The sequence below is a fragment of the Rhizobium sp. AG855 genome (genome assembly GCF_003610655.1).
GTDB classification, from domain to species: Bacteria; Pseudomonadota; Alphaproteobacteria; order Rhizobiales; family Rhizobiaceae; genus Allorhizobium; species Allorhizobium wuzhouense.
Genome location: NZ_RAQG01000003.1, coordinates 1,976,019 through 2,001,642, shown reverse-complemented (window position 1 = coordinate 2,001,642; position 25,624 = coordinate 1,976,019). Strand labels below are relative to the sequence as shown.

The following is a 25,624-nucleotide window of genomic DNA, read 5'->3' as shown; positions in this document are numbered from 1 at the left end:
ATGGAAATCGGTCTTTCCCACTACCTGACGGTCAGTGCACTGCTCTTCACCCTGGGCGTCTTCGGCATCTTCCTGAACCGCAAGAACGTCATCGTCATCCTGATGTCGGTGGAACTGATCCTGCTCGCGGTCAACATCAACATGATCGCCTTCTCGCACTTCCTCGGCGACCTTGTCGGCCAGGTCTTCGCTCTGTTCATCCTGACGGTGGCTGCAGCGGAAGCCGCGATCGGCCTCGCCATCCTGGTGGTCTTCTATCGTAATCGCGGCTCGATCGCCGTCGAAGACGTCAACATGATGAAGGGCTGACACGGCTATGCTCATCTACAAGGCTATTGTCTTTCTTCCTCTGATTGGCGCGTTGATCGCTGGTCTCGCCGGACGCCAGATCGGCGCCAAGGCATCGGAATACGTGACCACCGGTCTGATGATCGTCGTGGCGCTTCTCTCCTGGGTCGTGTTCTTCCAGGTGGCGCTCAGCCATGAAGCGCATGAAGTCATCAAGGTTCCGGTCCTGCGCTGGATCCAGTCCGGCGGCATCGACGTCGAATGGGCGCTGCGCGTCGATACGCTGACGGCCGTCATGCTGATCGTCGTGAACTCGGTCTCGTGCCTCGTTCACCTCTATTCGATCGGCTACATGCACCACGATCCGCATCGGCCGCGCTTCTTCGCCTATCTCTCGCTCTTCACCTTCGCCATGCTGATGCTGGTGACCTCCGACAACCTGCTGCAGATGTTCTTCGGCTGGGAAGGCGTCGGTCTGGCCTCGTACCTGCTGATCGGTTTCTGGTTCAAGAAGCCGTCCGCATCGGCCGCCGCCATGAAGGCCTTCATCGTCAACCGCGTTGGCGACTTCGGCTTCATCCTCGGCATCGGTGCCGTCTTCGTGATGTTCGGCTCGATCAACTTTGAGACGATCTTCGCCTCGGCCCAGTCCTATCTGCCGGCTGAAGGCGCAGGCTCGCCGGAAGTTGTGCTGAACCTCTTCGGCATGCAGCTCGATCGCAGCCATGCGCTGACCGGCGCCTGCCTGCTGCTGTTCATGGGCGCCATGGGAAAGTCGGCACAGTTCCTGCTGCACACCTGGCTGCCGGACGCCATGGAAGGCCCGACCCCGGTCTCGGCCCTCATTCATGCCGCAACCATGGTCACCGCCGGCGTCTTCCTCGTCGCCCGCATGTCGCCGCTCTTCGAACTGTCGCATGATGCCCTGACGGTCGTCACCGTCGTAGGTGCGATCACCGCCTTCTTCGCCGCGACCGTCGGTCTGGTGCAGAACGACATCAAGCGCGTCATCGCGTATTCGACCTGCTCGCAGCTCGGCTACATGTTCGTGGCGCTTGGCGTCGGCGCTTATGGTGCCGCGATCTTCCACCTCTTCACACATGCCTTCTTCAAGGCGCTGCTGTTCTTGTGCGCCGGCTCGGTCATCCATGCCGTCGACGGCGAGCAGGACATGCGCCACATGGGCGGCCTGCGTCCGCACATCAAGTGGACCTTCCGCATGATGTTGCTCGGCACGCTCGCCATCACCGGCGTCGGCATCCCGTTCACCTCTTTCGGCTTTGCCGGCTTCTTCTCCAAGGACGTGATCATCGAGGCGACCTATGCATCGCACTCGGCCGTATCCGGCTTCGCCTTCTCGATGCTGGTCATCGCCGCGCTGTTCACCAGCTTCTACTCGTGGCGCCTGATGTTCCTCACCTTCTTCGGCAAGCCGCGCGCCTCGGCCGACGTCATGCATCACGTGCATGAATCGCCGATGGTCATGCTGCTGCCGCTCTTCCTGCTCGCCATCGGCGCCGTCTTTGCCGGTGTCGTCTTCGAGGGCTTCTTCTACGGCCACGAATACATGGAGTTCTGGAAGGGCGCGCTCTTCACGCTGCCGGAAAACGAACTGCTGGAAGAATTCCACCACGTGCCGGCCTGGGTCGCGCTCAGCCCCTTCGTCGCCATGGTCGTTGGTTTCGTCACCGCCTGGTACATGTATATCAAGAACCCGTCGGCGCCGAAGAAGCTCGCCGAGAGCCAGTGGCTGCTCTACCAGTTCCTGCTCAACAAGTGGTACTTCGACGAAATGTACGACTTCCTCTTCGTCCGCTCGGCCAAGGCGCTTGGTCGCTTCCTGTGGAAGAAGGGTGACGTTGCCACCATCGACGCCTACGGCCCGAACGGGGTTGCCGCAGCCGTCGGCGGCTTGACCCAGAAGGTCGTCCGCCTGCAGTCGGGTTACCTTTATCACTATGCCTTCGCGATGCTGATCGGCATTGCGGCCCTCATTACCTGGATGATGCTCGGGAGCTCCCTCTGATGACCGACTGGCCCATTCTCTCGACGGTCACCTTCCTTCCTCTGGTCGGCGTGGCTCTGCTTCTGCTGACCCGGGGTGACACGGTGCAGGGTCGCCGCAACATCCTCAATGTCTCGCTGCTGACGACGGTCTTCACCTTCGTCGTGTCGCTCTTCGTCTGGATGAACTTCGACAATTCCAATGTCGGCTTCCAGATGGTGGAAGAGCACGCCTGGCTCGGCACCGGCATTTCCTACCGCGTCGGCGTCGACGGCATTTCGGTGCTCTTCGTCGTCCTGACCACGCTGCTCATGCCCTTCTGTATTCTCGCCAGCTGGAACTCGGTCGAGAAGCGCCTGAAGGAATACATGATCGCCTTCCTCGTCCTCGAGACCCTGATGCTCGGCGTGTTCGTCTCGCTCGACATCGTGCTCTTCTACGTCTTCTTCGAGGCGGGCCTGATCCCGATGTTCATCATCATCGGTGTCTGGGGCGGCAAGGATCGCGTCTACGCGTCTTACAAGTTCTTCCTCTACACGCTGCTCGGCTCGGTGCTGATGCTGCTCGCGATCATGGCCATGTACTGGGAAGCCGGCACGACCGACATCTCGGCTCTGCTGCAGTACGACTTCCCGCCGCAGATGCAGACTTGGCTATGGCTCGCCTTCTTCGCCTCCTTTGCGGTGAAGATGCCGATGTGGCCGGTTCACACCTGGCTTCCTGACGCGCACGTTCAGGCACCGACGGCAGGGTCTGTGATTCTGGCGGGTATCCTCCTGAAGCTCGGCGGCTACGGCTTCCTGCGCTTCTCGCTGCCGATGTTCCCGCTGGCCTCCGACTATTTCGCGCCTTTCGTCTTCTCGCTGTCCGTCATTGCCATCATCTACACCTCGCTGGTCGCGATGATGCAGGAAGACATCAAGAAGCTGATCGCCTATTCGTCGATCGCCCACATGGGTTATGTCACGATGGGTATCTTCGCCGCCAATACGCAGGGCGTGCAGGGTGCGATCTTCCAGATGATCAGCCACGGCTTCGTCTCCGGTGCGCTCTTCCTCTGCGTCGGCGTGATCTATGACCGCCTCCATACCCGTGACATCGCGGCCTATGGCGGTCTGGTCAACAACATGCCGAAATATGCGCTCGCCTTCATGGTCTTCACGATGGCCAATGTCGGCCTGCCGGGCACCTCTGGCTTCATCGGCGAATTCCTCACCCTGATCGGCGTCTTCCGCGCCAATACCTGGGTGGCTCTCTTCGCTGCGACGGGCGTCATCCTCTCGGCGGCCTATGCGCTGTGGCTCTATCGCCGCGTTGTCTTCGGCGCGCTGGAGAAGGAGAGCCTGAAGAGCCTGCTCGATCTTTCCGCCCGCGAAAAGCTCGTGCTCTACCCGCTTATTGCCCTCACCATCTTCTTCGGTGTCTACCCGGCGCCGATCCTCGACGCGACTGCGGCTTCCGTCGATCACCTGGTGAACAACTATTCCGCAGCCTTGCAAGCAGCCCAGTCTCTGGCGCTGACTGCGAACTGACGACAGGATCCTTTGGACATGACCGTTGAAACTCTCATTGCAAGCCTGCATCTGGTCACGCCGGAATTGATCCTGGCCGTGGGTGCCATGGTGCTGCTCATGATCGGTGTGTTTTCCGGCGATCGGTCGACCAACGTCGTCACGGGGCTGGCTGTTGCACTCCTCGTCTTCTCGGGTGCCTGGTTGATCGTCTCGGATCCCTCGGGCCAGGCCTTCAACGGCGCCTATATCGCCGATGGCTATTCCCGCTTCATGAAGATCCTCGCGCTGATCGGTTCGATCACCGCGATGATCATGGCGGTTGGCCATGCCCGCTACGACCACCTCGACAAGTTCGAGTTCCCGGTCCTGCTGGTTCTGGCAACCCTCGGCGTCATGCTGATGATCTCGGCCAACAACCTGATCACGCTCTACATGGCGCTGGAACTGCAGTCGCTGGCCCTCTATGTCGTCGCCGCCATCAATCGCGACAGCCTGCGCTCGACTGAAGCTGGCCTCAAGTACTTCGTCCTCGGCGCGCTCTCTTCGGGCATGCTGCTCTACGGTATGTCGCTGGTCTACGGCTTCACCGGCAACACCGGCTTCGAGCAGATCGCCGCTGTCCTGTCGCAGGGCGAGCCGGGTCTTGGCCTGATCTTCGGCCTCGTCTTCGTGCTGGCTGGCCTGGCCTTCAAGATTTCCGCTGTTCCGTTCCACATGTGGACGCCGGACGTCTACGAAGGCGCCCCGACCCCGGTTACCGCTTTCCTGGCGGCTGCGCCGAAGATCGGCGCCATGGCCATCCTGGTCCGTATCGTCATTGATGCCTTCCTGCCGATCTTCGCCGAATGGCAGCAGATCGTCGTGTTCATCTCGATCGCCTCTATGGTGCTCGGCTCTGTCGCGGCCATCGGTCAGAAGAACATCAAGCGACTGATGGCCTATTCCTCCATCGGTCACATGGGTTACGCGCTGGTTGGTCTTGCAGCCGGCAACGACACCGGCGTCGCCGGCGTGCTGCTCTACATGATGATCTATCTGGTCATGACGCTTGGCACCTTCGCCTGCATCATGGCGATGCGCCGCAAGGAAGGTGGCAATGTCGAGAGCATCGACGACCTCGCTGGCCTCTCGACCACGCGTCCTTTCATGGCCTTTGTCCTGACCGCGCTGATGTTCTCGCTTGCCGGCATTCCGCCGCTGGCCGGCTTCTTCGCCAAGTACTTCGTCTTTGTCGCGGCCATCGAAGCCAAGCTCTATGCGCTCGCCATCATTGGCGTCGTCGCCTCGGTCATCGGTGCCTACTACTATCTCCGCATCGTCAAGGTGATGTGGTTCGACGAAGCCAAGGGTGAATTCGACCGCACGGCCATCGAACTACGCCTCGTCTTCGGTCTTTCGGGCCTGTTTGTCGTCGGCTACGTCCTGTTCGGTGGACCGCTCGGCACCGCTGCAGAAGCGGCTGCAAAGACGCTGTTTAATTGAGCGGCGTCGGCAAGGCCCGCCGGATATCGATCGACGATTTCCGGCATGTCGCATTGGACGAGGTATCGTCCACCAATACGGAAGCACTCGCCCGCGCTCGCGCGGGCGATTCCGGTTTTCTCTGGGTAACGGCGGAGCGCCAGACCGGCGGTAGAGGCCGTCGCGGCCGCCAATGGGTGTCCGAGCGGGGCAATCTTTATTCCTCGCTGCTGCTGGTGGATTTTGCTCCCCCTGAGGAATTGGGCTCGCTGCCGCTCGCGGTGGCGCTGGCGGTCCATCAGACTATCATCTCCGTGATGCCGCTCGGTGGCGCAACCGTCGATATCAAATGGCCGAACGATGTGCTCATTGATCGCCGCAAGACGTCGGGCATTCTGCTTGAGGCGGAGCGACTGCCCGATGGCAGAATGGCTCTCGTCATCGGCATAGGTATCAACATCCTGGCGCGGCCTGATCTTGCGCAATACCCGGTGACCTCGCTCGCAGATCAGGGCGTATCGATTTCGCCCGATGAGCTTTTTGCCCGGCTCTTCGTCAACATGGCGGATGCGCTGTCGGTCTGGGACGAGGGCAGGGGCATCGGCGAAATCGTTGCGCGCTGGCGCCAGGTTGCCTGCGGCATCGGCGAGAAAATCACGGTGAACCTGCCGGATCGGTCGATTTCAGGTATCTTTTCTGGAATTGATGATAAGGGACTTTTATTGCTCGACAGCGCGGCTGGAACTCTGTCCATCGCCGCCGGTGACGTGTTTTTCGGGTAAGACTGGATCGGAAAGAAAGAATGGCCAAGAACGACGAACTGGTTTTCCTCCCGCTGGGCGGTGTAGGGGAAATCGGGATGAACCTCGCATTGTACGGTTATGGTCCGCCGTCCAATCGCCAATGGATCATGGTCGATTGTGGCGTGACTTTTGCCGGCCCGGATCTGCCGGGCGTAGACCTCGTCCTTCCCGACCTGCGATTCCTGAAGTCGCAGAAGAAGAACCTCAAAGGCATCATCATCACCCATGCCCACGAGGACCATTATGGTGCGCTGAACGATCTTTGGCCGGGCCTCAACGTGCCCGTCTATGCCTCGGGCTTTACCGCCGGCATGCTGGAAGCCAAGCGCGATTATGAAGGCTCGCGCGCCGAAATTCCGATCACGCCTTTCAAGCAGGGCGACCGGATCAATGTCGGGCCTTTCGAAATCGAGGCAATCGGCGTCAACCACTCGATCCCCGAGCCGATGTCGCTGGTCATCCGTACGCCGCTCGGCAATGTTGTGCATACCGGTGACTGGAAGATCGACCACAATCCGTCGCTCGGCCCGATGACCGATGAAGCCCGATTCCGCGCCGTCGGCGACGAAGGCGTACTGGCACTTCTCTGCGACAGCACCAATGCCATGCGTGACGGCGTATCGCCCTCGGAAGAAGCCGTCTCCGAAGGCCTGCGCAAGATCATTGAGGCGGCCGAGGGCCGTGTCGCGATCACCACCTTTTCCTCCAATGTCGGCCGTATCCGCTCGATTGCCCAGGCGGCCGAAGCCGCCGGCCGCGAAGTGCTGCTGCTTGGCAGCTCGCTGAAGCGCGTCACGGCAGTGGCCGAGGATATCGGCATCATGCAGGGCCTTCGTCCCTTCATCGCCGAAGACGAATACGGTTTCATTCCGCGCGACAAGGTCGTCGTGATCCTGACCGGCAGCCAGGGCGAGCCGCGCGCGGCTCTCGCCAAGCTCTCGCGGGACGAAATGCGCAATGTCGCACTGACGTCGGGCGATACGGTCGTCTTTTCCTCGCGCGCCATTCCCGGCAATGAAAAGGCAATCCAGGACATCAAGAATGGCCTGGTCGAACAGGGCGTGCATATTGTGACCGACGCGGAAGCGCTGGTGCACGTCTCTGGCCATCCGCGCCGCAATGAACTTTTGAAGATGTACGAGTGGACCCGTCCGGAAATTCTGGTTCCCGTGCATGGCGAAGCCGCCCATCTTGTCGCCCAGGCCGAGCTTGGTCTGCAGGCCGGCATCAAGACGGTGCCGCGCGTGCGCAATGGCGACATTTTGCGACTGGCGCCGGGCCCTGCCGAAGTCATCGATCAGGCGCCGTTCGGCCGCGTCTACAAGGATGGCCGTCTGCTCGGCGACATGGAAGAGATGGGCATCGGTGATCGCAAGAAGCTGTCCTATGTCGGCCATGTCGCAGTGAACGTCGTGCTCGACAGTCGTTTCGACTTCCTCGGCGACCCCGATGTCGTGCCGATCGGCCTGCCCGAATATGATTTCGAGGGCGAGGCCATGGAAGACACGCTCTACGACGCCGTCCTGGGTGCCGTCGAAAGCATTCCGCGCAGCCGTCGCAAGGATCTGGGCACAGTGCGCGAGGCCATCCGGCGTGCGGTTCGTTCCACCGCCAACGAGGTCTGGGGCAAGAAGCCTGTCGTCACCGTGTTCCTGACCAAAGTCTGACAGACGGCAACGGGTGCTTCGCATAATCTGGCGCCACGTTTGTCCTGAAGACTTGTCGGAGGTTGCTCATGCTGGGCCGCGTCAATCACATCGCCATCGCCGTCCCCGATCTCGCCGCAGCTACGGCGAGCTATCGGGATACGCTGGGTGCCCATGTCTCCCAGGCCCAGGCGTTGCCGGAGCATGGCGTGACGGTGGTATTTGTCGAGCTTGAGAATACCAAGGTCGAACTGCTGGAGCCGCTCGGTGCCGAGTCTCCCATCGCCGCTTTCCTGGACAAGAACCCTTCCGGCGGCATGCATCACATCTGCTATGAGGTTGAGGATATCCTCGCTGCCCGCGACCAGTTGTCGGCAACGGGCGCCCGTGTTCTCGGCTCTGGCGAGCCGAAGATCGGCGCGCATGGCAAGCCGGTTCTCTTTCTGCACCCGAAGGATTTCTTCGGCACGCTGATCGAACTCGAACAGGTCTGATCAACCCGGACCCTGCAGTTTTCCCCGCATGCGACGCTTTGACCTTTGTCTGGTATGGTCTGTGCGCTTATAGGAAGTCCGTGCCGCCGGTCATGACATCGCGCGGCCTGAACGTGGAGCAAGTACCATGGCATTCCTTTCGGGCCTGGCCGTCTATTTCGTCATCTGGTGGCTGACTTTGTTTGCCATCCTGCCGATCGGCATGCGCACGCAGGAAGAGGACCAGTCCGTGGTGCCGGGCACCGTTGCAAGCGCTCCGAGCCGCTTCCGCGGCGGCCGCGTTATGCTGCTGACCACGCTTGTATCCGGCGCCATTTATGGCGCCTGGTATGTGGCGGAGACTTACTTCGGATGGGGTTTCAAGGATCTGCCGGTTTTTGTGCCGGGCCTTGTCCAGCAATAAGCCAAACACGTCGAAGGGTAGCTAGGAAGAGTGTGTCGGCTCGCCGGTCCTCAGACTGAAGGCGAATGCCTGTCGGAAGGGCAAAAAAAAACAAGGTCAAAAGACCTTGTTCCAAGTATCGCGTGATCCTTCACCAATTAAGGGGCTGCGACAAAGCGCGCCTAAGATCTGATCCTCCCAAGACTTGACCGCGAGAATGGCAAAGATTTGAACTCCTTGCCTCTTTTGTGGGCTGAACCTAGCCCAAACTATGGACGTTGTCACCCCCAAATCTTGCAGAATTGTAACAGTAAACGGAAAAATTTTGGGCGTGCAAATCTGTCGCATCTCCGTCATGAATTGCCAGTCTGCGCTGTGCTTGCGGGTCGTTGAGGGTGCGCACGCCGCCTGCCTGTGGGCGATTGGACTGTCTCCGGCTTGCGGGTTTTCTTCTGGAGTCCAACCGGCTATGAACGCATCCTGATATCCGTCTTCAATCGCTGATTCCGCGCGGCCGCGCGGCATCGTCAACTGTCTGGAATTCGTTATGCGTCTGTCGCGCTACTTCATGCCGATCCTCAAGGAAAACCCCAAGGAAGCGGAGATCGTGTCCCACCGCCTGATGTTGCGGACGGGCATGATCCGCCAGCAGAGCCAGGGCATCTATTCCTGGCTGCCGCTCGGCAAGCGCGTGCTCGACAAGGTGAACGCGATCATCCGCGAAGAGCAGAACCGCGCCGGCGCCATCGAGCTCTCCATGCCGACCCTCCAGTCGGCCGAGCTCTGGCAGGAAAGCGGTCGCTACGAGGACTACGGCAAGGAAATGCTGCGCATCAAGGACCGCCAGGACCGTCCGATGCTCTACGGCCCGACCAATGAGGAAATGATCACCGACATCTTCCGCTCGTCGGTGAAGTCCTACAAGAGCCTGCCGCTCAATCTCTACCACATCCAGCTGAAGTTCCGCGACGAGATCCGCCCGCGCTTCGGCACCATGCGCTCGCGCGAATTCCTGATGAAGGATGCCTATTCCTTCGACCTGACCCAGGCCGATGCGATCCATTCCTACAACAAGATGTTCGTCGCTTACCTGCGCACCTTCGATCGCCTTGGCCTGCGCGCGATCCCGATGCGCGCCGATACCGGCCCGATCGGCGGCAATCACAGCCACGAATTCATCATTCTCGCCGACACGGGTGAATCGGAGGTCTTCTGCCACAAGAGCTTCGTCGATTTCGACATTCCGTCTGTTGATACTGAATTCGACGATGTCGCCGGTCTGCAGAAGATCTTCGACAAGTGGACCTCGGTCTATGCGGCGACGTCGGAAATGCATGACGAAGCGGCCTTCGGCGCCATCGGCGAAAACGATCGTCTGTCGGCCCGCGGCATCGAGGTCGGCCATATCTTCTATTTCGGCACGAAATATTCCGAGCCGATGGGTGCCAAGGTCCAAGGTCCTGACGGCAAGGAGCACCTTGTCCACATGGGATCATACGGCATTGGCCCGACACGCCTTGTTCCCGCCATCATCGAAGCCTCGCATGACGACAACGGAATCATCTGGCCGGCCTCCGTCGCGCCCTTCGATGCCGTGGTGATCAACATGAAGGCCGGCGACGAGGCCTGCGACAAGGCCTGCGAAACGCTCTATGCAGCGCTGCAGGCTGCCGGAAAGGACGTGCTCTATGATGACACGGACGACCGGGCAGGGACCAAGTTCGCGACCGCCGATCTCATCGGCGTTCCCGTCCAGATCATCGCCGGGCCGCGCTCCGTGGCATCAGGCGAAATCGAACTCAAGGACCGCCAGACCGGCGCCCGCGAGACGATGACGATCGAGGCGGCGATCAACAAGCTGACCGCCTGACCTTGACGGCTTGACGCTGTCGGACTGACCTGAGGGCAAGGAGTGACCATGGCGAGCAAGGCTGCTGGCAACGACACGGCAGGATCCGACAAGGGTTTGCCTGCGCGTGCCTTTTCCGGTTTCGAACGCATGGTGGCCTGGCGCTACCTGCGCGCCCGGCGAAAGGAAGCCTTCATCTCGGTGATCGCCGGTTTCTCCTTCATCGGCATCATGCTGGGCGTCGCGACGCTGATCATCGTCATGGCTGTCATGAACGGCTTCCGGACGGAGCTTGTCTCGCGCATCCTCGGCATCAACGGCCACATGATCGTCCAGCCGGTCGATCAGCCGCTGTCCGATTATGCCGAACTGGCCACGCGCTTCAGCGCTGTCGAGGGCGTCAAGATGGCGCTGCCGCTCGTTGAGGGCCAGACACTCGCCTCCGGCCGCGAAGGGGCGGGCAGCGGCGCTCTGGTCCGGGGCATTCGACCCGATGACCTCACCAAGCTCTCCGTTGTCTCCTCGAACATACGCCAAGGTGACATGGTCGGCTTTGCCGCAGGGCAGGGCGTGTTGATCGGCTCGCGCATGGCAGCACAGCTCGGCCTGTCGGCTGGCGATACGATCACGCTTGTTTCCCCGGAAGGCGATATCACGCCGCTTGGCGTCAATCCGCGGGTCAAATCCTATCCCGTCTCCGGCATCTTCGAGATCGGCATGTCGGAATATGATGCCTCGATCATCTACATGCCGCTTGAAGAGGCGCAGCTCTATTTCAACGTCGAAGGCATCGTTCAGTCGATCGAACTGTTCATCGACAACCCCGACGACGTCGACCGGCTGCGGCCGCTGATCGAACAGGCCGCTGGCCGGCAGATCTTCGTCACGGACTGGCGCCAGCGCAACCAGACCTTCTTCTCGGCCCTGCAGGTCGAGCGCAACGTCATGTTCATGATCCTGACACTGATCGTGCTCGTCGCCGCTCTCAACATCATCTCCGGCCTGATCATGCTGGTGAAGGACAAGGCGAGCGACATCGCGATCCTGCGTACCATGGGGGCGACCTCGGGCGCCATCATGCGCATCTTCTTCATGACGGGCGCTGCCATCGGCACAGCGGGCACATTTGCAGGCGTCGCGCTCGGCATCATCGTCTGTCTGAACATCGAGAGCATCCGCCAGTTCTTCTCCTGGATCTCGGGCACCGTTCTGTTCGACCCCGAACTCTATTTCCTCAGCCAGCTGCCCGCCGACATGAATGTCAGCGAGACGGTCTCTGTCGTGGTCATGGCGCTCAGCCTGTCCTTCATGGCGACCATCTTCCCGGCCTGGCGGGCCTCGCGCCTGGATCCTGTCCAGGCCCTGCGTTACGAATAAGGATGCCGATCCCGATGGCCAACGACATCGTTCTGTCTCTCACCGGCATCGACCGCCATTACGGTCAGGGCGAAACCGTGCTCTCGATCCTGAAGGGGGCTGATTTTACCCTGCGCACCGGTGAGACGGTGGCGCTGGTCGCTCCCTCGGGCACGGGCAAGTCGACACTTCTGCATGTCGCGGGTCTCCTGGAGCATCCGGATGCCGGCGAAGTGACACTGGGGGGCGTTGCCTGCCAGGAGCTGCCCGACGAACAGCGGACCGCAATGCGCCGCAACTCCGTCGGCTTCGTCTATCAGTTCCACCACCTGCTGCCGGAATTCTCAGCGCTTGAGAATGTGATGATGCCGCAGTTGATCGCCGGCCTGACCCGCAAGGAAGCGGCCGAGCGCGCCAAGCAGTTGCTCGACTATATGCGCGTCGGCCACCGTGCCGATCATCGTCCGGCCGAACTTTCCGGCGGCGAGCAGCAGCGCGTGGCGATTGCCCGCGCCGTTGCCAACGCACCGCTTGTCCTGCTCGCGGATGAGCCGACCGGCAATCTCGATCCCGAGACGGCGTCCTATGTCTTCTCCGCCCTCGAAGCGCTTGTGCGCCAGTCGGGCCTGTCGGCGATGATCGCGACCCACAATCACGAGATTGCGCGGCGCATGGATCGTTGCGTGACGCTCATCGACGGCAAGGTCGTCGAAATCCAGGCCTGATCCACTCTACATCCTTGGTTTCGTTGCGCGAGTGGGAATTTTGTTCCCGTGCGTGCCTTGGCTTTTTTAGGGTTGACAGAAGAACAAGAAGGGAACAAAATACAAACATAGAGGAAATAGGAGACAGACATGACCGAAATTATTCGTGACGTTGCTGCATTCACCTCCATGGCCGTATTCGTTGCCAGCATGACCCTCCTGATGCTCGCTCTGTGAGCGGGCATCGACGAAACCTGTAGACACCTGCCGATCGCCACAAACGTGACTGGACTTCGCAGACGCGAACATCGAAAATCTCGGTGATTCAATGTAATGCGAGGAATGGACGGTATGGGCGAGAGCACAAGCGGGATCGACGCACCTTCCGGATCGCTGACGGGACCGGGCTTCGTGCATCTTCGGGTGCATTCGGCCTATTCTCTACTCGAAGGTGCGCTCCCGCTGAAAAAAATCCTTGGCAAGGCCGTCTCCGACGACCAGCCGGCGATTGCGATTACCGACACCAATAATCTCTTTGTCGCGCTCGAATTCTCCCAGAAGGCGATCGGTGATGGCGTACAGCCCATTATCGGCTGCCAGCTGTCGATCGATATGGAAGACTCGACCGGTGAGAAGCGGGGCGGCAATGGCCATATGCCGGATCTGCCGGCCATCGTCGTGCTTGCCTCGGATGCTGCGGGTTATGAGCGTCTTGTCGATCTGGTCAGTCGCGCCTATCTCGGCGGCGATGCCGGCCAGCCGGTGCATGTCAAGGTCTCCTGGCTGAGGGAAAGCGGCACCGAGGGCCTGATTGCATTGACCGGTGCAGGCGGTGGGCCTGTTGATCGCCCGCTGCGCGATGGGCATGCAACGCAGGCACAAACGCGCCTTTTGACCCTGAAGGATCTCTTCGGTGATCGCCTCTATGTCGAATTGCAGCGCCATGGCAACTACGACCGCAGCCACGAGCGCCGCATGGTGCAACTTGCTTACGACCATGACCTGCCGCTGGTGGCAACGAACGAAGCCTTCTTCCCGGCGCGCGATGATTACGATGCCCATGACGCGTTGATGGCGGTCGCCCATAACGCCATCGTGTCGAATGATGATCGCTTCCGCCTGACACCGGACCATTACCTCAAGAGCCGTGCCGAAATGCAGGCCTTGTTTTCCGACCTGCCGGAAGCCCTGGACAATACGGTCGAAATCGCCCGGCGCTGCTCCTTCGTACTCTCCACCCGTAAGCCGATCCTGCCGCGATTCACCGGCGGGAGCGACGATCCGGAAGAGGCGGAACGCGAGGAAGCGCTGGAGCTTCGCCGCCAGGCAATCGAGGGTCTCGACAATCGTCTCGCCGCCTTGGGCATGGCGCCGGGTTACGAGGAGAAGGACTATCGCGAACGGCTGGAATTCGAGCTCTCGGTCATCGAGCGCATGAAGTTCCCAGGCTACTTCCTCATCGTTTCGGACTTCATCAAGTGGGCCAAGCAGCATGATATTCCGGTCGGTCCGGGCCGCGGTTCGGGTGCGGGTTCGTTGGTCGCCTACGCGCTGACCATCACCGACGTCGACCCCTTGCGCTTCTCGCTGCTGTTCGAACGCTTCCTCAATCCGGAACGCGTCTCGATGCCTGACTTCGATATCGACTTCTGCCAGGAGCGCCGCGAAGAGGTCATTCGTTATGTGCAGCGGAAATACGGCCGCGAGCAGGTGGGACAGATCATCACCTTCGGATCGCTGCAGGCGCGTGCCGCTCTGCGCGACGTCGGCCGCGTGTTGGAAATGTCCTATGGGCAGGTCGACAAGATCTGCAAGCTCGTGCCGAACAATCCCGCCAACCCGACGCCACTCTCCAAGGCGATCGAGGAGGAACCCAAGCTCCAGGAAGCGGCCGCCGAAGAGCCTGTTGTCGCGCGTCTGCTCGAAATCGCCCAGAAGATCGAAGGTCTCTACCGCCACGCCTCGACGCACGCCGCCGGTATCGTCATCGGGGACCGCCCGCTGTCGAAGCTGGTGCCGATGTATCGCGATCCGCGCTCCGATATGCCGGTCACCCAGTTCAACATGAAATGGGTCGAGCAGGCCGGCCTGGTCAAATTCGACTTCCTCGGCCTGAAGACGCTGACGGTGCTCAAAACCGCCGTCGATTTCGTCGTCGAGCAGCGCGGCCACAAGGTGGATCTGGCGGCGATCCCGCTCGATGACACGCTCACCTACGAGATGCTCTCGCGCGGCGAAACCGTCGGCGTGTTCCAGGTGGAAAGCGCCGGCATGCGCAAGGCCCTCATCGGCATGCGCCCCGACTGCATCGAGGACATCATCGCGCTTGTGGCGCTCTATCGCCCGGGTCCGATGGAGAACATCCCCGTCTACAATGCCCGCAAACACGGCGAGGAGGAACTGGCCTCCGTCCACCCCAAGATCGACTATCTCCTGAAGGAAACGCAGGGCGTTATCGTCTACCAGGAGCAGGTCATGCAGATCGCCCAGGTGCTCTCAGGCTATTCGCTCGGCGAAGCCGACCTTCTGCGCCGCGCCATGGGTAAGAAGATCAAGGCCGAGATGGACCAGCAGTCGGCCCGTTTCGTCGACGGTGCGATGAAGAATGGCGTCTCCAAGCCGCAGGCCAACAATATCTTCGAACTGCTCGCCAAGTTTGCAAACTACGGCTTCAACAAGTCGCATGCCGCCGCCTACGCCATCGTCTCCTACCAGACCGCCTATATGAAGGCGCATTACCCGGTCGAGTTCTTGGCAGCGTCGATGACGCTCGATATGGCCAACACCGAAAAGCTGGTCGACTTCCGCCAGGATGCCGGCCGCCTTGGCATCGAGGTGGTGCCGCCGTCGGTCCAGACCTCGTACCGCCATTTCCAGACCGGCCCGAACCGCATCTATTACGCGCTGGCGGCCATCAAGGGCGTCGGCGAAAATGCCGTCGAACACATCGTCGAGGTGCGCGGCGATACGCCGTTCGCAAGCCTCGAGGATTTCTGCTTGCGCATCGACCCCAAGCAGATCAACCGCCGCGTCTTCGAAAGCCTGATCGCCGCGGGTGCCTTCGACTGCTTCGGCCGTGACCGCGCCGAACTGATCGGCAGCCTCGACCGCATCATGGGTTATGCTCAGCGTGCCCAGGAAAATGCCGTGAGCGGCCAGTCCGACATGTTCGGTTCAGGCGGCGCCAGCGGTCCGGAGCAGATCGCCTTTGCGCCCTATACGCCCTGGCTCTCCTCGGAAAAGCTGATGCGCGAGTTCCAGGTGCTCGGATTTTATCTCTCGGCCCACCCGCTGGATGCCTATCGCAGCCTGCTCGACAAGCTGCGCGTCCAGAACTTTGCCGATTTTTCGGTCGCGGTAAAACAGGGGGCGACAGCTGGGCGTCTGGCCGGAACCGTGATCTCGAAGCAGGAGCGGAAAACGCGCACCGGCAACAAGATGGGCATCGTCACCTTCTCGGATGCCTCCGGCCAGTATGAAGCGGTGCTCTTCTCAGAAGGGCTTAACCAGTATCGCGACCTGCTCGAATCCGGCAAGTCGCTGGTCATCACGGTCGCCGCCGAAGAGCGTCCGGAAGGTGTCGGTCTGCGCATTCAGACGGCACAGTCGCTGGAGGAGCAGTCGATCCGCATGCAGAAGGCGATGCGTGTCTATGTACGCGATTCCGGCCCCTTGCGCGCGGTCGCTGCCCACCTCAATGCCCGCGGCGATGGCCTGGTGTCCTTCATCGTCATCAAGGACGAGGGCAAGCGCGAGATCGAGGTCGAACTCACCGAGCGCTTCCGCATCTCCCCGGAAATCGCCGCTGCCATGCGCTCGACGCCGGGCGTGCTGGATGTCGAACTGGTGTGAGGGCGCTCACCCCTTCTTGCGCGTCACGGTGATGAAATCGGTCCCGTCGCCGGTCTCCGGGCCGATCCCGCTGTCGGAGATCGTGATGGATGAGCCTTCGCTCAGCATGGTCTCGATCTTCGCTCTGACATCGCCCGGGATGTCGAGCCGGGCGAGAGCGTCTTCTGCCGTCACGCGGTTGACGTCATCGGCAGGCTCGGTAATGCCCAGGCGCTTCAGCGTTGGGGCGGGCAGATGGTTCTCGATACTGACGCTGCGCCATTCCACCTTGCCCTTGAAACGGTCGACGTGGCTCGCTTCGATGAAATGCGTGCCCAGGCCCTTTTCGGGCTCGCGGATGCCGATCGCCGCCTCGTAGATCGGCTTGAACTTCTGCCGGACCATGATCAGTCCGTCGAGCGGTTTGCCGCGGCCGGCCGATGCCGTGAGCGCCGTGATGAAGCGGGGCGAGAGGATTTCGCCGTCCTTTTCGATCGACTTCCAGCGCTTGTAGCCGCGGATCGCAGCCAGCGTCTGGCTGCCGAGCACGCCGTCCGTGGCCCCGGCGTCGAAGCCAAGTTCGGTCAACATTTCCTGCACGTCGCGCACCTGTTCGCGCTGGCTGCGCCGGGTGATGAGAATACGGAGCGGCGGCTCATCGTCGAGCACCAGCTGGGCGGCGGCGCCGGCCTTGGGCAAGACCTCGTTCATCGCGACTTCGACGGGCTTGAGCGACGCCTCGATCTTGGTCGGGCGCAATTCGGCATCCGACAGCAATCCGCCTTCGGGGACGGGTTGACGCGGAACGAACAGGTTGGCGGCAAAGATCGGCTGCGGTGTCACCGGCTCGTCGGTAATGATCACATGGGCGCCGCGTTCGGTCATCGAAAACAGCGTCTTGGCAAAGCCGTTTGGCAGTCGCACGCAGCCATGCGAGGCCGGATAATTGGGAACCTTGCCCTCGTGCAACGCAATGCCCGACCAGGTTAGCCGCTGCATGAAGGGCATCGGCGCGTTCGAATAGATGTTGGATTCGTGATATTTGCGCTTCTCGAGGATCGAGAAGATTCCGGAGGGCGTCGTATGGCCGGGTTTGCCGGTCGACACCTTCGATGTCATCAGAAGCTCGTCGCCATCATAGACGGTCAGCGTCTGCATCGCCTTGGAGACGTAGATCTGCAAGGGGCCACGATCGGCGGCAAGAACGGAGTTGGTAAGGGCGCTGCTGGCCATGAGGCCAAGGCTGAAGGCGAGGGCGAAACGCTTGAACATGATACGACCGGGAATACGCAAAACAGGATGGCGCGATAGTATCCGGCGAAGTTTAAGAAAAGTTTCGCAATCGCTGGACGACGTGTCCGGTACACGGATGTTTGATCGGCTGTCCCCAGGCTTTTTCCGTCAGCCGCCGGCCGTTTGTGCCCGCCGTCGTCCCTGCAATTGCGGCGAGGCGACGGCCAGCAGGAGTGCCGCGATCGGCAGCGCGAAGGCATGGCCGAGATGCTTGAAGCCCAGTGCGCCCACCAGTCCGCCGAAGAAGAACATCGAGACGATCGGAAGCAGGATCGAGAGCTTTCGACCATCGACGGGGATGGGCGGATGCGACAGCAGGCGGGCGATCCCGAGATAGGCGAACTTGCCGAGCTCGATCCCGATATCGGTCACCATGCCGGTCAGATGCGTGGTGCGGATGCGGGCACCGGAAATCTTGGTGATCGTCGCATTTTGCAGTCCCATCACGAAGCACAGGAGCACGGCAGTGGCCGGCGCGACGGCAGCGTCATGGAGCGTGCCGAGACCGGCAAAGGCGATCAGCAGGCCGGATTCGAGTGCCAGCGGATAGGCATATTGCTGACGCCTTGCATGCCGCCGCGCCCAGTTGATCAGGATTGCCGAGCAGGCGGCGCCGGACAGGAAGGAAAAAAGCAGTGCCAGCCCCGCGCCAACCAGACCAAACAAGCCGAGCGCCAGATCGTCGGCGATGGAGGAGACGACACCGGTCATGTGCGAGGTGTAGCGCCCGACAGCCAGGAAGCCGCCGGCATTCATGGCCCCCGCGATGAAGGCGAGAATGATGCCGAGCAGAAGGTCATTGCCACGCCGGCGGCGATAGGAGGCCGCGATCCGCAAATGGCGCCATCGCCGATCTGCTCGGTGGGGGCGCAAAGCCGGCTGAGGCCTCGGTTCGTGGGCGTGGGGTAGGGCCATGTCAGACTCAAGACCGCTTTCCGGGAAAGGTGTAACCGGTCTGTACCGTACCCTTGCCGAACTTGTCGCGCAATTTGTCCATCGCCGCTTCCGCCGCCGCCCGCCGTGTGGCCTGCGCATCGACCAGATCCGGCGGATCGGCCGTGGCCGCATCCCTCAGATCGCTGACCCCGATCCCGATCAGGCGAAAACGCGTTCCGTCGGCCTCCTTCTCCAGAAGCGCCATGCCCGTGCGAAAGATTCGGTCCGCCAATTGCGTCGGATCGTCCAGCCGCCGGTTGCGGGTCCGCGACTTGAAGTCGGCAGTCTTCAGTTTCAGCACGACAGTCTGGCCGGCGATCCCATGCCGCTTCAGCCGCCAGGCAACCTTTTCGGAGAGTTCCCGCAGATGTACGATCAGGTCTTCCGGCTTGCTGATATCGTCGAAGAACGTCGTCTCGGCCGAGACGCTCTTGGCCGGATCGTTGGGATGCACGCTGCGGTCGTCGATGCCGCGCGACAACCGCGCCAGCCGCTGTCCCATGACGCCGTAGCGCCGCATCAGGGCCGCTTCCTCCATCACCTGCAACTGTCCGATCGTGCGGATGCCGTCGGCCTGCAGTGTGGCGGCCAGCGCCTTGCCCACGCCCCAGATCAGCGTCACCGGCTTGTCGGCGAGAAATGAGATCGCCTCCGAAGCCCCGATCACAGAAAAGCCGCGTGGCTTCTGCAGGTCGGAAGCAACCTTGGCGAGGAACTTGCAGTAGGACAGGCCAACCGAGATCGTGATCCCGATTTCCTGTTCGACCCGACGGGCAAAGCGCGCCAGCACCCGCGCCGGCGGATCGTGATGCAGAAGCTCCGTGCCACGCAGTTCGAGAAAGGCCTCATCGATCGAGATCGGCTGCACCAGCGGCGTCAACTCCTCCATCAGCGCCCGCACCTCGCGTCCGACGCGCACATATTTCTCCATGTCCGGCTTGATCACGACAGCCTGCGGACAGGCCTCCCGCGCCTTGAACATCGGCATGGCCGAACGCACCCCATGGATGCGCGCCACATAGCAGGCGGTCGAGACAACGCCACGTTTGCCGCCGCCGATGATCACGGGCTTGTCGACGAGTTCGGGATTGTCGCGTTTCTCCACCGCCGCGTAGAAGGCATCGCAATCGACATGCGCGAGTGTCAGGTCATAGAGTTCCGGATGATAGACCAGCCGGGGACTGCCGCAGGCGCGACAGCGCCGCAGTCCATCGGGCTGCCCTTTCAGGCAGTCACGGCAGAAGCCGGGGTGAAGATGGTCGGTCGTTGACATCGCGGGAACAAAGGTTGAACATGCCAACCCTATGCCGCGCCCCGACGCATGACAAGAGCCACGCTCGGCGCAGTCAGCCTGTCCCCACGTCCTTTGTCGAAACCTCCACTCAATTGCGGAAATGCGTCTCGATCAGACCCCGTGCCTCGGCCCAGTCTTGTGCCCGCAGCACATGCGGCTCCGGATCCGGCGCAAAGCGGAAAATCGCGACATCCGGCGGCAGATAGACCAGCGCGCAGTCCGGCACATGTTCGCCGACCGAGCGCAGATTGCCGACCATATCGTCGACAAAGGCAAGGGGCAGGGCGCGCTTGCCATGCAGCGCCGCAACGATCGGTCCCTTCGGCTCCTCGCTTGATATCATCGGGTAGGAGAGCGTCAGCCGGTCGAGCAGCCGGCGCCGCACTTCCGCGTGTCGCGGCGGCATGGCGGTGAGAAAGACGAGATCGGCCTCTTCCGCCAGCGCATGCAGGCTGTCCACGGCTTCGGCGAAAGGCGTCTGCCAGCGGTCCTGCTCGATGAAGAAGTCGTGGATCAAAGCCTTGACCGCCACATCATTCAGCGCCGTCTCTGCGGCGTCGACGATATTGCCGGTCAGCTTGAACGAGCGCGGCAGCAGGCTGTAGCCGCGCTCCAGCAGGAAGGCTTCGAAAGGCGTGGCAAACTGCAGCACCACGTCGTCGACGTCGCAGACGATAAGCGGCCGGTCGGCAAGCTTGATGTGGTCGAGATCGGTGAGCATCAGAACTCGCCCGAATCGAGCCCGGGTCGCACATAGTGGTGATAGGCCGCAACGACCACCTCGGGTTTGGTGTCCGTTGCCTGGCAGAATTCCATGAGGGTCGGTTCGTGCTGCATCAGGAATTCCAGCATGCCGGCGAGAAAGCCGGGGTCGTTGACAGCATCCCGCATCTGCCCCGGCTGCACGCCGGACAGGGCGAGGAACCGCGAGAGCATGTCCGGCTCGTTGGCCAGCCAGCCAAGGACAGCGACTGCTGTGTCTTCGGCGCTCGCAGGTATATCTCTGTTTTTCATAAAGTCTTTTCCTGTTTCCCTGGCAAATTACCGATTTCGAAACCAAATAGCACTAGCATGTAGGGTGACGGAAGATGCGAACTCGCGCCTGGGTCTGGCAACGGAACCCTGAAGATGCGGGACAAAGGACCGGGTGGATGCCGAAAAAGGTAATGATTGTCGAAGACAATGAGCTGAACATGAAGCTCTTCCGCGATCTTATCGAGGCCTCCGGCTATGAGACGGTGCAGACCCGCAATGGCATGGAGGCGATGGATCTGGCGCGCCGCCACAAGCCCGATCTGATTCTCATGGACATCCAGCTGCCGGAGGTCTCCGGACTTGAAGTGACCAAGTGGCTGAAGGACGATCCCGATCTGCACGTGATCCCGGTGATTGCGGTAACCGCCTTCGCCATGAAGGGTGACGAGGAGCGTATCCGCCAGGGCGGATGCGAAGCCTATGTCTCCAAGCCGATTTCGGTTCCCAAATTCATCGAGACCATCAAGACCTATCTCGGGGATGCGTGAGGAGCCGATGTCATGACAGCGCGTATTCTGGTCGTTGACGATATTCCTGCCAATGTGAAGCTGCTCGAAGCGCGGCTGATGGCGGAGTATTTCGACGTCCTGACCGCGAGCAATGGCTTCGACGCTCTCGATATCTGCGACCGCACCCAGGTCGATGTGATCCTGCTCGACATCATGATGCCGGAAATGGATGGCTTCGAGGTTTGCGAGCGGTTGAAGTCCAATCCGCGCACAGCCCATATTCCTGTCGTCATGGTCACGGCCCTCGACCAGCCATCCGACCGCGTGCGTGGTCTGAAAGCCGGTGCCGACGATTTTCTGACCAAGCCGGTCAATGATCTGCAACTGATTTCCCGCGTAAAGAGCCTCGTGCGCCTGAAGACGTTGAGCGATGAGTTGCGCATCCGTCACGACGGCACGCGCCACGCTGGCATCGACGATGCCCTCCGCCTGACGGACGGCCGTCTGGAAGAGCAGGCTCAGGTGCTGCTCGTCGACAGCCGCGGCGCGTCTCAGGAGCGTATCGTCAAGACGCTGAAGCCGATTGCTGAAGTGAGTGCGCTGTCGGATCCCCAGGCTGCGGTTTTTGAAGCTGCCGAAAACGGCTATGATCTGGTCATCGTCAACAGCAACCTGGCCGACTACGATCCCCTGCGCTTCTGCTCGCAGCTTCGCTCGCTGGAGCGCACGCGCTTCATCCCGATCCTGCTGATCACAGAGCAGGGCGACGAGCAGATGATCATCCGTGCCCTCGACCTCGGCGTGAACGATTACATCGTGCGTCCGCTCGATCCGAACGAACTCGTGGCGCGTGCCCTGACCCAGGTGCGCCGCAAGCGCTACAATGACCGCCTGCGCAACAGTGTGCGCCAGACGATCGAACTGGCCGTGACCGATGGCCTCACGGGCCTCCACAATCGTCGTTATCTCGACACACAGTTGCGCACGCTCTTTGCCCGCGCGAAGGTGCGCGGTCGCCCGCTCACCATCTGCATCACGGATATCGACCGCTTCAAACTGGTGAATGACCAGTTCGGCCACGATGCCGGTGACGAGGTTCTGAAAGAGTTCTCGGGCCGGATTCGGTCCACCGTGCGGGGCGCCGATCTTGCTTGCCGCTACGGCGGTGAAGAGTTTGTGCTCGTCATGCCGGATACGACAGCGGATGTTGCAGCCAATGTCGCAGAGCGTCTGCGGTTGATGATCGAGGCCCGTCCTTTCCAGCTCCGCTCGGGCGAGGTGCCCTTGATGCTGACGGCGTCCATGGGGATTGCGACACTGGGACCGGGTATCGACACGCCGGAGCAATTGCTGAAGCAGGCCGACCGCGCGCTCTACGAAGCGAAGAATTCCGGACGAAATCGAGTTGTTGCGGCCGCCGCCTGAACAACCATTCACAGCTTTTTGCGCTGCCGTGAAAAAGGGCGATTGTGACGCCGTTGCACTGTTTTTCAGCGGTTACAGTTGTATCGTTTTCATTTCACCAATATTTCCGGCGCAATGAACGCCATTGCTTGACCAGACTGCATGCATTCTTTTGCATATCATAAAGACTTACCTTTATATTAGATATTTCTTTTGCGATCTGATCTGCGATCAATCCTTCGGACTTTACCCGTGCTTGCCGCTAAGCTTGTTGTTGAGACGGCGGACTATACAATTGCTCCGGGAATAAACGTTCGGGCGCGATCAGCAAGTGCGGCCACTCAAGTCTTTCTGTCCCGAATTTAACCATATCAAGAGCATGCAACGTGCGGCAGTTAATAAACTGTTGATTTTTTTCTCTACTTAAGAGAGTTTGACCTCATCGAAAAAGACCTCTCCGAGAGGTTTTGGATACCCCATGATGTCAGGTCCGCCGCATCTCCTGGGTCGTGGGGTCGGTCGGTTGGTGTGCAACGTCAAAGCGGTTCCTCGTGCCGTGTTTGTATGCTGACCGACCCCCTTTCTAAAAGAACACCGGTTCCCCAACGGGAGCCGGTGTTTTTGTTTGTTCCCTGCCGGGAAGGGCGCGTCGGGCATCAACACATGCCAAAGAAAAAGGCGCGTCACAGAGTGACACGCCTTTTTGTGGAGCCAGTCCGATCAAGAGATTACTTGATCTTGGTTTCCTTGAACTCGACATGCTTCTTAGCAACCGGGTCGTACTTGGTCTTCGTCATCTTGTCCGTCATCGTACGGCTGTTCTTCGTGGTCACGTAGAAGAAACCCGTGTCGGCCGTCGACAGAAGCTTGATCTTGATGGTTGTAGCCTTGGCCATGGTCGTCCTGCCTCTAATAAACGAAGCCGTGGACGACCGAACGAGGTCCACGGCAAATCTGGCGCGAAACTACAAATCGCGCCCGAAAAGTCAAGTGCGTTTCCGGGTAAAAAGCAGGCGACCCAAGGAAAGCACGACATAGAGGGCGAAGAAGCCCGCGATTGCCCAGGCAAAACCGTCGTTTCCTGTGAGATCGATGGCGGCGCCAATCGCCTGCGGGCCGGCAACCGTGCCGACCGCGTAGCAGAAGATGAAGGCCGCATTGGCGGCCGCCAAGTCTGCTCCGGTGAGTCGCGAGCCGAGATGGCTGAGTCCGATCGTATAAAGACCGGATACGCAGCCGCCCCAGAACAGCAGCACGACCGCCATCAGTTGCCAGTGGTCGGACAGGAGAGGCAGCGCCATCGAGCCACACAGCCCGATGAAGGCGAGAACCGAGAGCAGCAGCCGGCGGTCCTTCATGCGGTCGGAGAGCAGCCCCAGCGGGATCTGGAACACCATGTTGCCGATGCCCATGACGGTGAGCAGCAGGGCGGCCTGCGTCTCTGTAAAGCCCGTACGGGTGGCATAGATCGGAAAGAGCGACAGCCCGCCCGCTTCGACCGCGCCGAAGACGAAGACGGCAACAGTCGCGGTCGGAACGAGGAAGATGTAGCGGAAGAAATGCATCTCCGGCTTCTCGTTCAGCAGCGGACTTTCGAAACGGGCGATATAGATGGGAATGGCGGCCGCAAGGATGGCCGCAGCACCGACGGCAAACGGCAGCAGCCCGTCACTGCCGATGGCGGAGAAGATCAGCGGCCCGGAGGCGAAGCCGACCGCGAGCATGGTGGCATAGATGCCCATGACCAGACCGCGCTTGCGTGAGGGTGCTGCGGCATTGATCCAGAATTCCGACAGGATGAAGAGGGTGGTCGTCGCACCATGAAAGACGATGCGCAGCGGAAACCACATCCAGAACTGCGTCGCATAATAGAAGCCGACGGCACTGATGGCAGAGAGAAGCACGGCCCAGAGCATGGTGGGAACCACGCCGAGCTTGTGGGCAATCTTGGTTGTCACCGGCGCTGCCGCCATCGCGGCTATGCCGGCCATGGCGGAGTTGAGGCCGATCAGGGTGGACGAGATGCCACGCTTTTCGAGGATGATGCTGAGCAGCGGAAGGCCGAGCCCTATGGCAATGCCGACGGCCGAGATGGCGGAGATGGCCGCGACCAGGGATGGCCAGTGGATCTCTTCCCGGTCGCCGTTCAGGCAGTCCTTCGGCTCAGCCATCATGCACCATCCCAAAATGACCACGCGCCGGGGCCGGGAAGGGCCACAGCAAACAAATATTCGGCATCTTGAATGGCATGGAAATGTACGAGCTCCCGACCGTGTTATGTGGGCGCGGCATGTTCACACCGGAATTCGCCTGGCTGTCAACCTGTCCAACGGAGTTCACCGCGAATCACGAGTAACAGGAAGAGTGATAGTTAAGCGTAAAGGGGCACGCCCGCGTGACGGTGACCGTCATCGCCGGGACGCCACTCAGTGATCTTCGACTTCGTCCTTTGCGCCGCCGAAGCCATGCATGCGAAGCGCCCATTGCAGGCCCACCACACCGCCCTTGATCGGCTGCAGGCTGAGCAGCGATGCCACGACGCCGATCGGTGCCCAGATGGCGAAATGCACCCACCCGGGCAGCACGAAGACGAGGTCGGTGGCCATGAAGCCCCCGACGAGCACGTGGCCGAGCACGAGAATCACGAGATAGGCGGGCAGGTCGTCGGCGCGGTGGTGATGATATTCCTCGCCACAGGCTGCACATGTGTCGACGACCTTGAGATAGCGGCCGAACAGTCTGCCCTGGCCACAGTTCGGGCAGCGGCACAGCATGCCGCGCTTGATCGAACGCCCCAGCGGACGCTCGACCTCGCTTGCACCACCGAATTGCGCTGTCAGATTCGTCTGGTTGGCCGTCATCATCTCTCTCCGGGGCGTA

At 60.9% G+C, this 25,624-nt stretch carries 22 protein-coding genes; 14 read left to right on the top strand and 8 right to left on the bottom strand.

Going from position 1 to position 25,624, the window contains the following annotated elements:
- From nuoK to dnaE, 12 genes are all read left to right on the top strand, one after another.
- Entirely contained in the window at positions 1 to 309 is a 309-nt protein-coding gene (gene nuoK / locus DFO46_RS09855) for an NADH-quinone oxidoreductase subunit NuoK (RefSeq protein ID WP_062274594.1), read from the top strand.
- A 7-nt stretch (positions 310 to 316) separates the two neighbouring features.
- Positions 317 to 2,314 (top strand): NADH-quinone oxidoreductase subunit L, encoded by a 1,998-nt coding sequence (gene nuoL / locus DFO46_RS09850; protein WP_120277155.1) that lies wholly within the window; start codon positions 317 to 319, stop codon positions 2,312 to 2,314.
- Positions 2,314 to 3,825, top strand: coding sequence for an NADH-quinone oxidoreductase subunit M (locus DFO46_RS09845; RefSeq protein ID WP_120277154.1), 1,512 nt, complete (start codon positions 2,314 to 2,316; stop codon positions 3,823 to 3,825). The genes nuoL and DFO46_RS09845 overlap by 1 nt, the downstream gene beginning before the upstream one ends.
- An 18-nt stretch (positions 3,826 to 3,843) precedes the next feature.
- The gene (gene nuoN / locus DFO46_RS09840) at positions 3,844 to 5,289 is read left to right on the top strand and encodes an NADH-quinone oxidoreductase subunit NuoN (RefSeq protein ID WP_110793351.1); all 1,446 of its coding nucleotides are present in this window, start codon (positions 3,844 to 3,846) and stop codon (positions 5,287 to 5,289) included.
- On the top strand, positions 5,286 to 6,050 hold the full coding sequence (locus DFO46_RS09835) for a biotin--[acetyl-CoA-carboxylase] ligase (protein ID WP_120277153.1): 765 nt from the start codon (positions 5,286 to 5,288) through the stop codon (positions 6,048 to 6,050). The genes nuoN and DFO46_RS09835 overlap by 4 nt, the downstream gene beginning before the upstream one ends.
- A 20-nt stretch (positions 6,051 to 6,070) precedes the next feature.
- Entirely contained in the window at positions 6,071 to 7,738 is a 1,668-nt protein-coding gene (locus tag DFO46_RS09830) for a ribonuclease J (RefSeq protein WP_110793350.1), read from the top strand.
- Positions 7,739 to 7,806: 68 nt separating this feature from the next.
- The gene (gene mce, locus DFO46_RS09825) at positions 7,807 to 8,211 is read left to right on the top strand and encodes a methylmalonyl-CoA epimerase (protein WP_110793349.1); all 405 of its coding nucleotides are present in this window, start codon (positions 7,807 to 7,809) and stop codon (positions 8,209 to 8,211) included.
- 127 nt (positions 8,212 to 8,338) lie between these two features.
- Positions 8,339 to 8,614, top strand: coding sequence for a DUF1467 family protein (locus DFO46_RS09820; RefSeq protein ID WP_110793348.1), 276 nt, complete (start codon positions 8,339 to 8,341; stop codon positions 8,612 to 8,614).
- 526 nt (positions 8,615 to 9,140) lie between these two features.
- Positions 9,141 to 10,463 (top strand): proline--tRNA ligase, encoded by a 1,323-nt coding sequence (gene proS / locus DFO46_RS09810; protein ID WP_120277151.1) that lies wholly within the window; start codon positions 9,141 to 9,143, stop codon positions 10,461 to 10,463.
- Between the two features lie 48 nt (positions 10,464 to 10,511).
- Positions 10,512 to 11,819, top strand: a complete 1,308-nt coding sequence (locus DFO46_RS09805) for a lipoprotein-releasing ABC transporter permease subunit (protein WP_120277150.1) — start codon at positions 10,512 to 10,514, stop codon at positions 11,817 to 11,819.
- A 14-nt stretch (positions 11,820 to 11,833) separates the two neighbouring features.
- Positions 11,834 to 12,523, top strand: a complete 690-nt coding sequence (locus DFO46_RS09800; protein ID WP_110793577.1) for an ABC transporter ATP-binding protein — start codon at positions 11,834 to 11,836, stop codon at positions 12,521 to 12,523.
- Positions 12,524 to 12,853: 330 nt separating this feature from the next.
- Positions 12,854 to 16,354, top strand: coding sequence for a DNA polymerase III subunit alpha (gene dnaE / locus DFO46_RS09795; RefSeq protein WP_120277149.1), 3,501 nt, complete (start codon positions 12,854 to 12,856; stop codon positions 16,352 to 16,354).
- 6 nt (positions 16,355 to 16,360) lie between these two features.
- Here dnaE and DFO46_RS09790 read toward each other — a convergent pair whose 3' ends face one another.
- The 5 genes from DFO46_RS09790 to DFO46_RS09770 all read right to left on the bottom strand — a co-directional run bounded on the left by DFO46_RS09790 (position 16,361) and on the right by DFO46_RS09770 (position 20,870).
- Positions 16,361 to 17,605 carry a L,D-transpeptidase family protein gene (locus tag DFO46_RS09790; RefSeq protein WP_120278202.1) on the bottom strand — a complete coding sequence of 415 codons (1,245 nt, stop codon included), beginning with the start codon at positions 17,603 to 17,605 and terminating at the stop codon, positions 16,361 to 16,363.
- Positions 17,606 to 17,734: 129 nt separating this feature from the next.
- Entirely contained in the window at positions 17,735 to 18,463 is a 729-nt protein-coding gene (locus tag DFO46_RS09785; protein WP_245422543.1) for a YoaK family protein, read from the bottom strand.
- Between the two features lie 85 nt (positions 18,464 to 18,548).
- Positions 18,549 to 19,835, bottom strand: a complete 1,287-nt coding sequence (locus DFO46_RS09780; RefSeq protein ID WP_120277147.1) for a DNA polymerase IV — start codon at positions 19,833 to 19,835, stop codon at positions 18,549 to 18,551.
- 109 nt (positions 19,836 to 19,944) lie between these two features.
- On the bottom strand, positions 19,945 to 20,577 hold the full coding sequence (locus DFO46_RS09775; protein WP_120277146.1) for a hypothetical protein: 633 nt from the start codon (positions 20,575 to 20,577) through the stop codon (positions 19,945 to 19,947).
- Entirely contained in the window at positions 20,577 to 20,870 is a 294-nt protein-coding gene (locus tag DFO46_RS09770) for a DUF3572 domain-containing protein (protein WP_110793342.1), read from the bottom strand. Before DFO46_RS09770 ends, DFO46_RS09775 begins: the two co-directional genes overlap by 1 nt.
- A 137-nt stretch (positions 20,871 to 21,007) precedes the next feature.
- Here DFO46_RS09770 and DFO46_RS09765 point away from each other — a divergent pair, with 137 nt between their 5' ends.
- Positions 21,008 to 21,379 carry a response regulator gene (locus tag DFO46_RS09765; RefSeq protein WP_062274548.1) on the top strand — a complete coding sequence of 124 codons (372 nt, stop codon included), beginning with the start codon at positions 21,008 to 21,010 and terminating at the stop codon, positions 21,377 to 21,379.
- Between the two features lie 12 nt (positions 21,380 to 21,391).
- The gene (locus DFO46_RS09760; RefSeq protein WP_110793341.1) at positions 21,392 to 22,765 is read left to right on the top strand and encodes a PleD family two-component system response regulator; all 1,374 of its coding nucleotides are present in this window, start codon (positions 21,392 to 21,394) and stop codon (positions 22,763 to 22,765) included.
- A 707-nt stretch (positions 22,766 to 23,472) separates the two neighbouring features.
- On the opposite strand, the gene rpmG is transcribed toward DFO46_RS09760, so the two are convergent.
- The 3 genes from rpmG to DFO46_RS09745 all read right to left on the bottom strand — a co-directional run bounded on the left by rpmG (position 23,473) and on the right by DFO46_RS09745 (position 25,605).
- Positions 23,473 to 23,640, bottom strand: coding sequence for a 50S ribosomal protein L33 (rpmG, locus tag DFO46_RS09755; RefSeq protein WP_003547442.1), 168 nt, complete (start codon positions 23,638 to 23,640; stop codon positions 23,473 to 23,475).
- 90 nt (positions 23,641 to 23,730) lie between these two features.
- Positions 23,731 to 24,915, bottom strand: coding sequence for an MFS transporter (locus DFO46_RS09750; protein WP_110793574.1), 1,185 nt, complete (start codon positions 24,913 to 24,915; stop codon positions 23,731 to 23,733).
- Between the two features lie 255 nt (positions 24,916 to 25,170).
- Positions 25,171 to 25,605 (bottom strand): DUF983 domain-containing protein, encoded by a 435-nt coding sequence (locus DFO46_RS09745; protein ID WP_120278201.1) that lies wholly within the window; start codon positions 25,603 to 25,605, stop codon positions 25,171 to 25,173.
- Between the last annotated feature and the right edge of the window lie 19 nt (positions 25,606 to 25,624).

Coding starts and splice junctions, on each gene's coding strand:
- DFO46_RS09780 (WP_120277147.1), bottom strand. CDS start 19,835: ATGTCAACGACCGACCATCTTCACCCCGGCTTCTGCCGTGACTGCCTG.
- DFO46_RS09800 (WP_110793577.1), top strand. CDS start 11,834: ATGGCCAACGACATCGTTCTGTCTCTCACCGGCATCGACCGCCATTAC.
- DFO46_RS09750 (WP_110793574.1), bottom strand. CDS start 24,915: ATGGCTGAGCCGAAGGACTGCCTGAACGGCGACCGGGAAGAGATCCAC.
- mce (WP_110793349.1), top strand. CDS start 7,807: ATGCTGGGCCGCGTCAATCACATCGCCATCGCCGTCCCCGATCTCGCC.
- DFO46_RS09765 (WP_062274548.1), top strand. CDS start 21,008: ATGCCGAAAAAGGTAATGATTGTCGAAGACAATGAGCTGAACATGAAG.
- DFO46_RS09745 (WP_120278201.1), bottom strand. CDS start 25,605: ATGACGGCCAACCAGACGAATCTGACAGCGCAATTCGGTGGTGCAAGC.
- nuoK (WP_062274594.1), top strand. CDS start 1: ATGGAAATCGGTCTTTCCCACTACCTGACGGTCAGTGCACTGCTCTTC.
- dnaE (WP_120277149.1), top strand. CDS start 12,854: ATGGGCGAGAGCACAAGCGGGATCGACGCACCTTCCGGATCGCTGACG.
- DFO46_RS09820 (WP_110793348.1), top strand. CDS start 8,339: ATGGCATTCCTTTCGGGCCTGGCCGTCTATTTCGTCATCTGGTGGCTG.
- proS (WP_120277151.1), top strand. CDS start 9,141: ATGCGTCTGTCGCGCTACTTCATGCCGATCCTCAAGGAAAACCCCAAG.
- nuoN (WP_110793351.1), top strand. CDS start 3,844: ATGACCGTTGAAACTCTCATTGCAAGCCTGCATCTGGTCACGCCGGAA.
- DFO46_RS09760 (WP_110793341.1), top strand. CDS start 21,392: ATGACAGCGCGTATTCTGGTCGTTGACGATATTCCTGCCAATGTGAAG.
- rpmG (WP_003547442.1), bottom strand. CDS start 23,640: ATGGCCAAGGCTACAACCATCAAGATCAAGCTTCTGTCGACGGCCGAC.
- DFO46_RS09845 (WP_120277154.1), top strand. CDS start 2,314: ATGACCGACTGGCCCATTCTCTCGACGGTCACCTTCCTTCCTCTGGTC.
- DFO46_RS09805 (WP_120277150.1), top strand. CDS start 10,512: ATGGCGAGCAAGGCTGCTGGCAACGACACGGCAGGATCCGACAAGGGT.
- DFO46_RS09790 (WP_120278202.1), bottom strand. CDS start 17,605: ATGTTCAAGCGTTTCGCCCTCGCCTTCAGCCTTGGCCTCATGGCCAGC.
- DFO46_RS09775 (WP_120277146.1), bottom strand. CDS start 20,577: ATGCTCACCGATCTCGACCACATCAAGCTTGCCGACCGGCCGCTTATC.
- DFO46_RS09770 (WP_110793342.1), bottom strand. CDS start 20,870: ATGAAAAACAGAGATATACCTGCGAGCGCCGAAGACACAGCAGTCGCT.
- DFO46_RS09830 (WP_110793350.1), top strand. CDS start 6,071: ATGGCCAAGAACGACGAACTGGTTTTCCTCCCGCTGGGCGGTGTAGGG.
- nuoL (WP_120277155.1), top strand. CDS start 317: ATGCTCATCTACAAGGCTATTGTCTTTCTTCCTCTGATTGGCGCGTTG.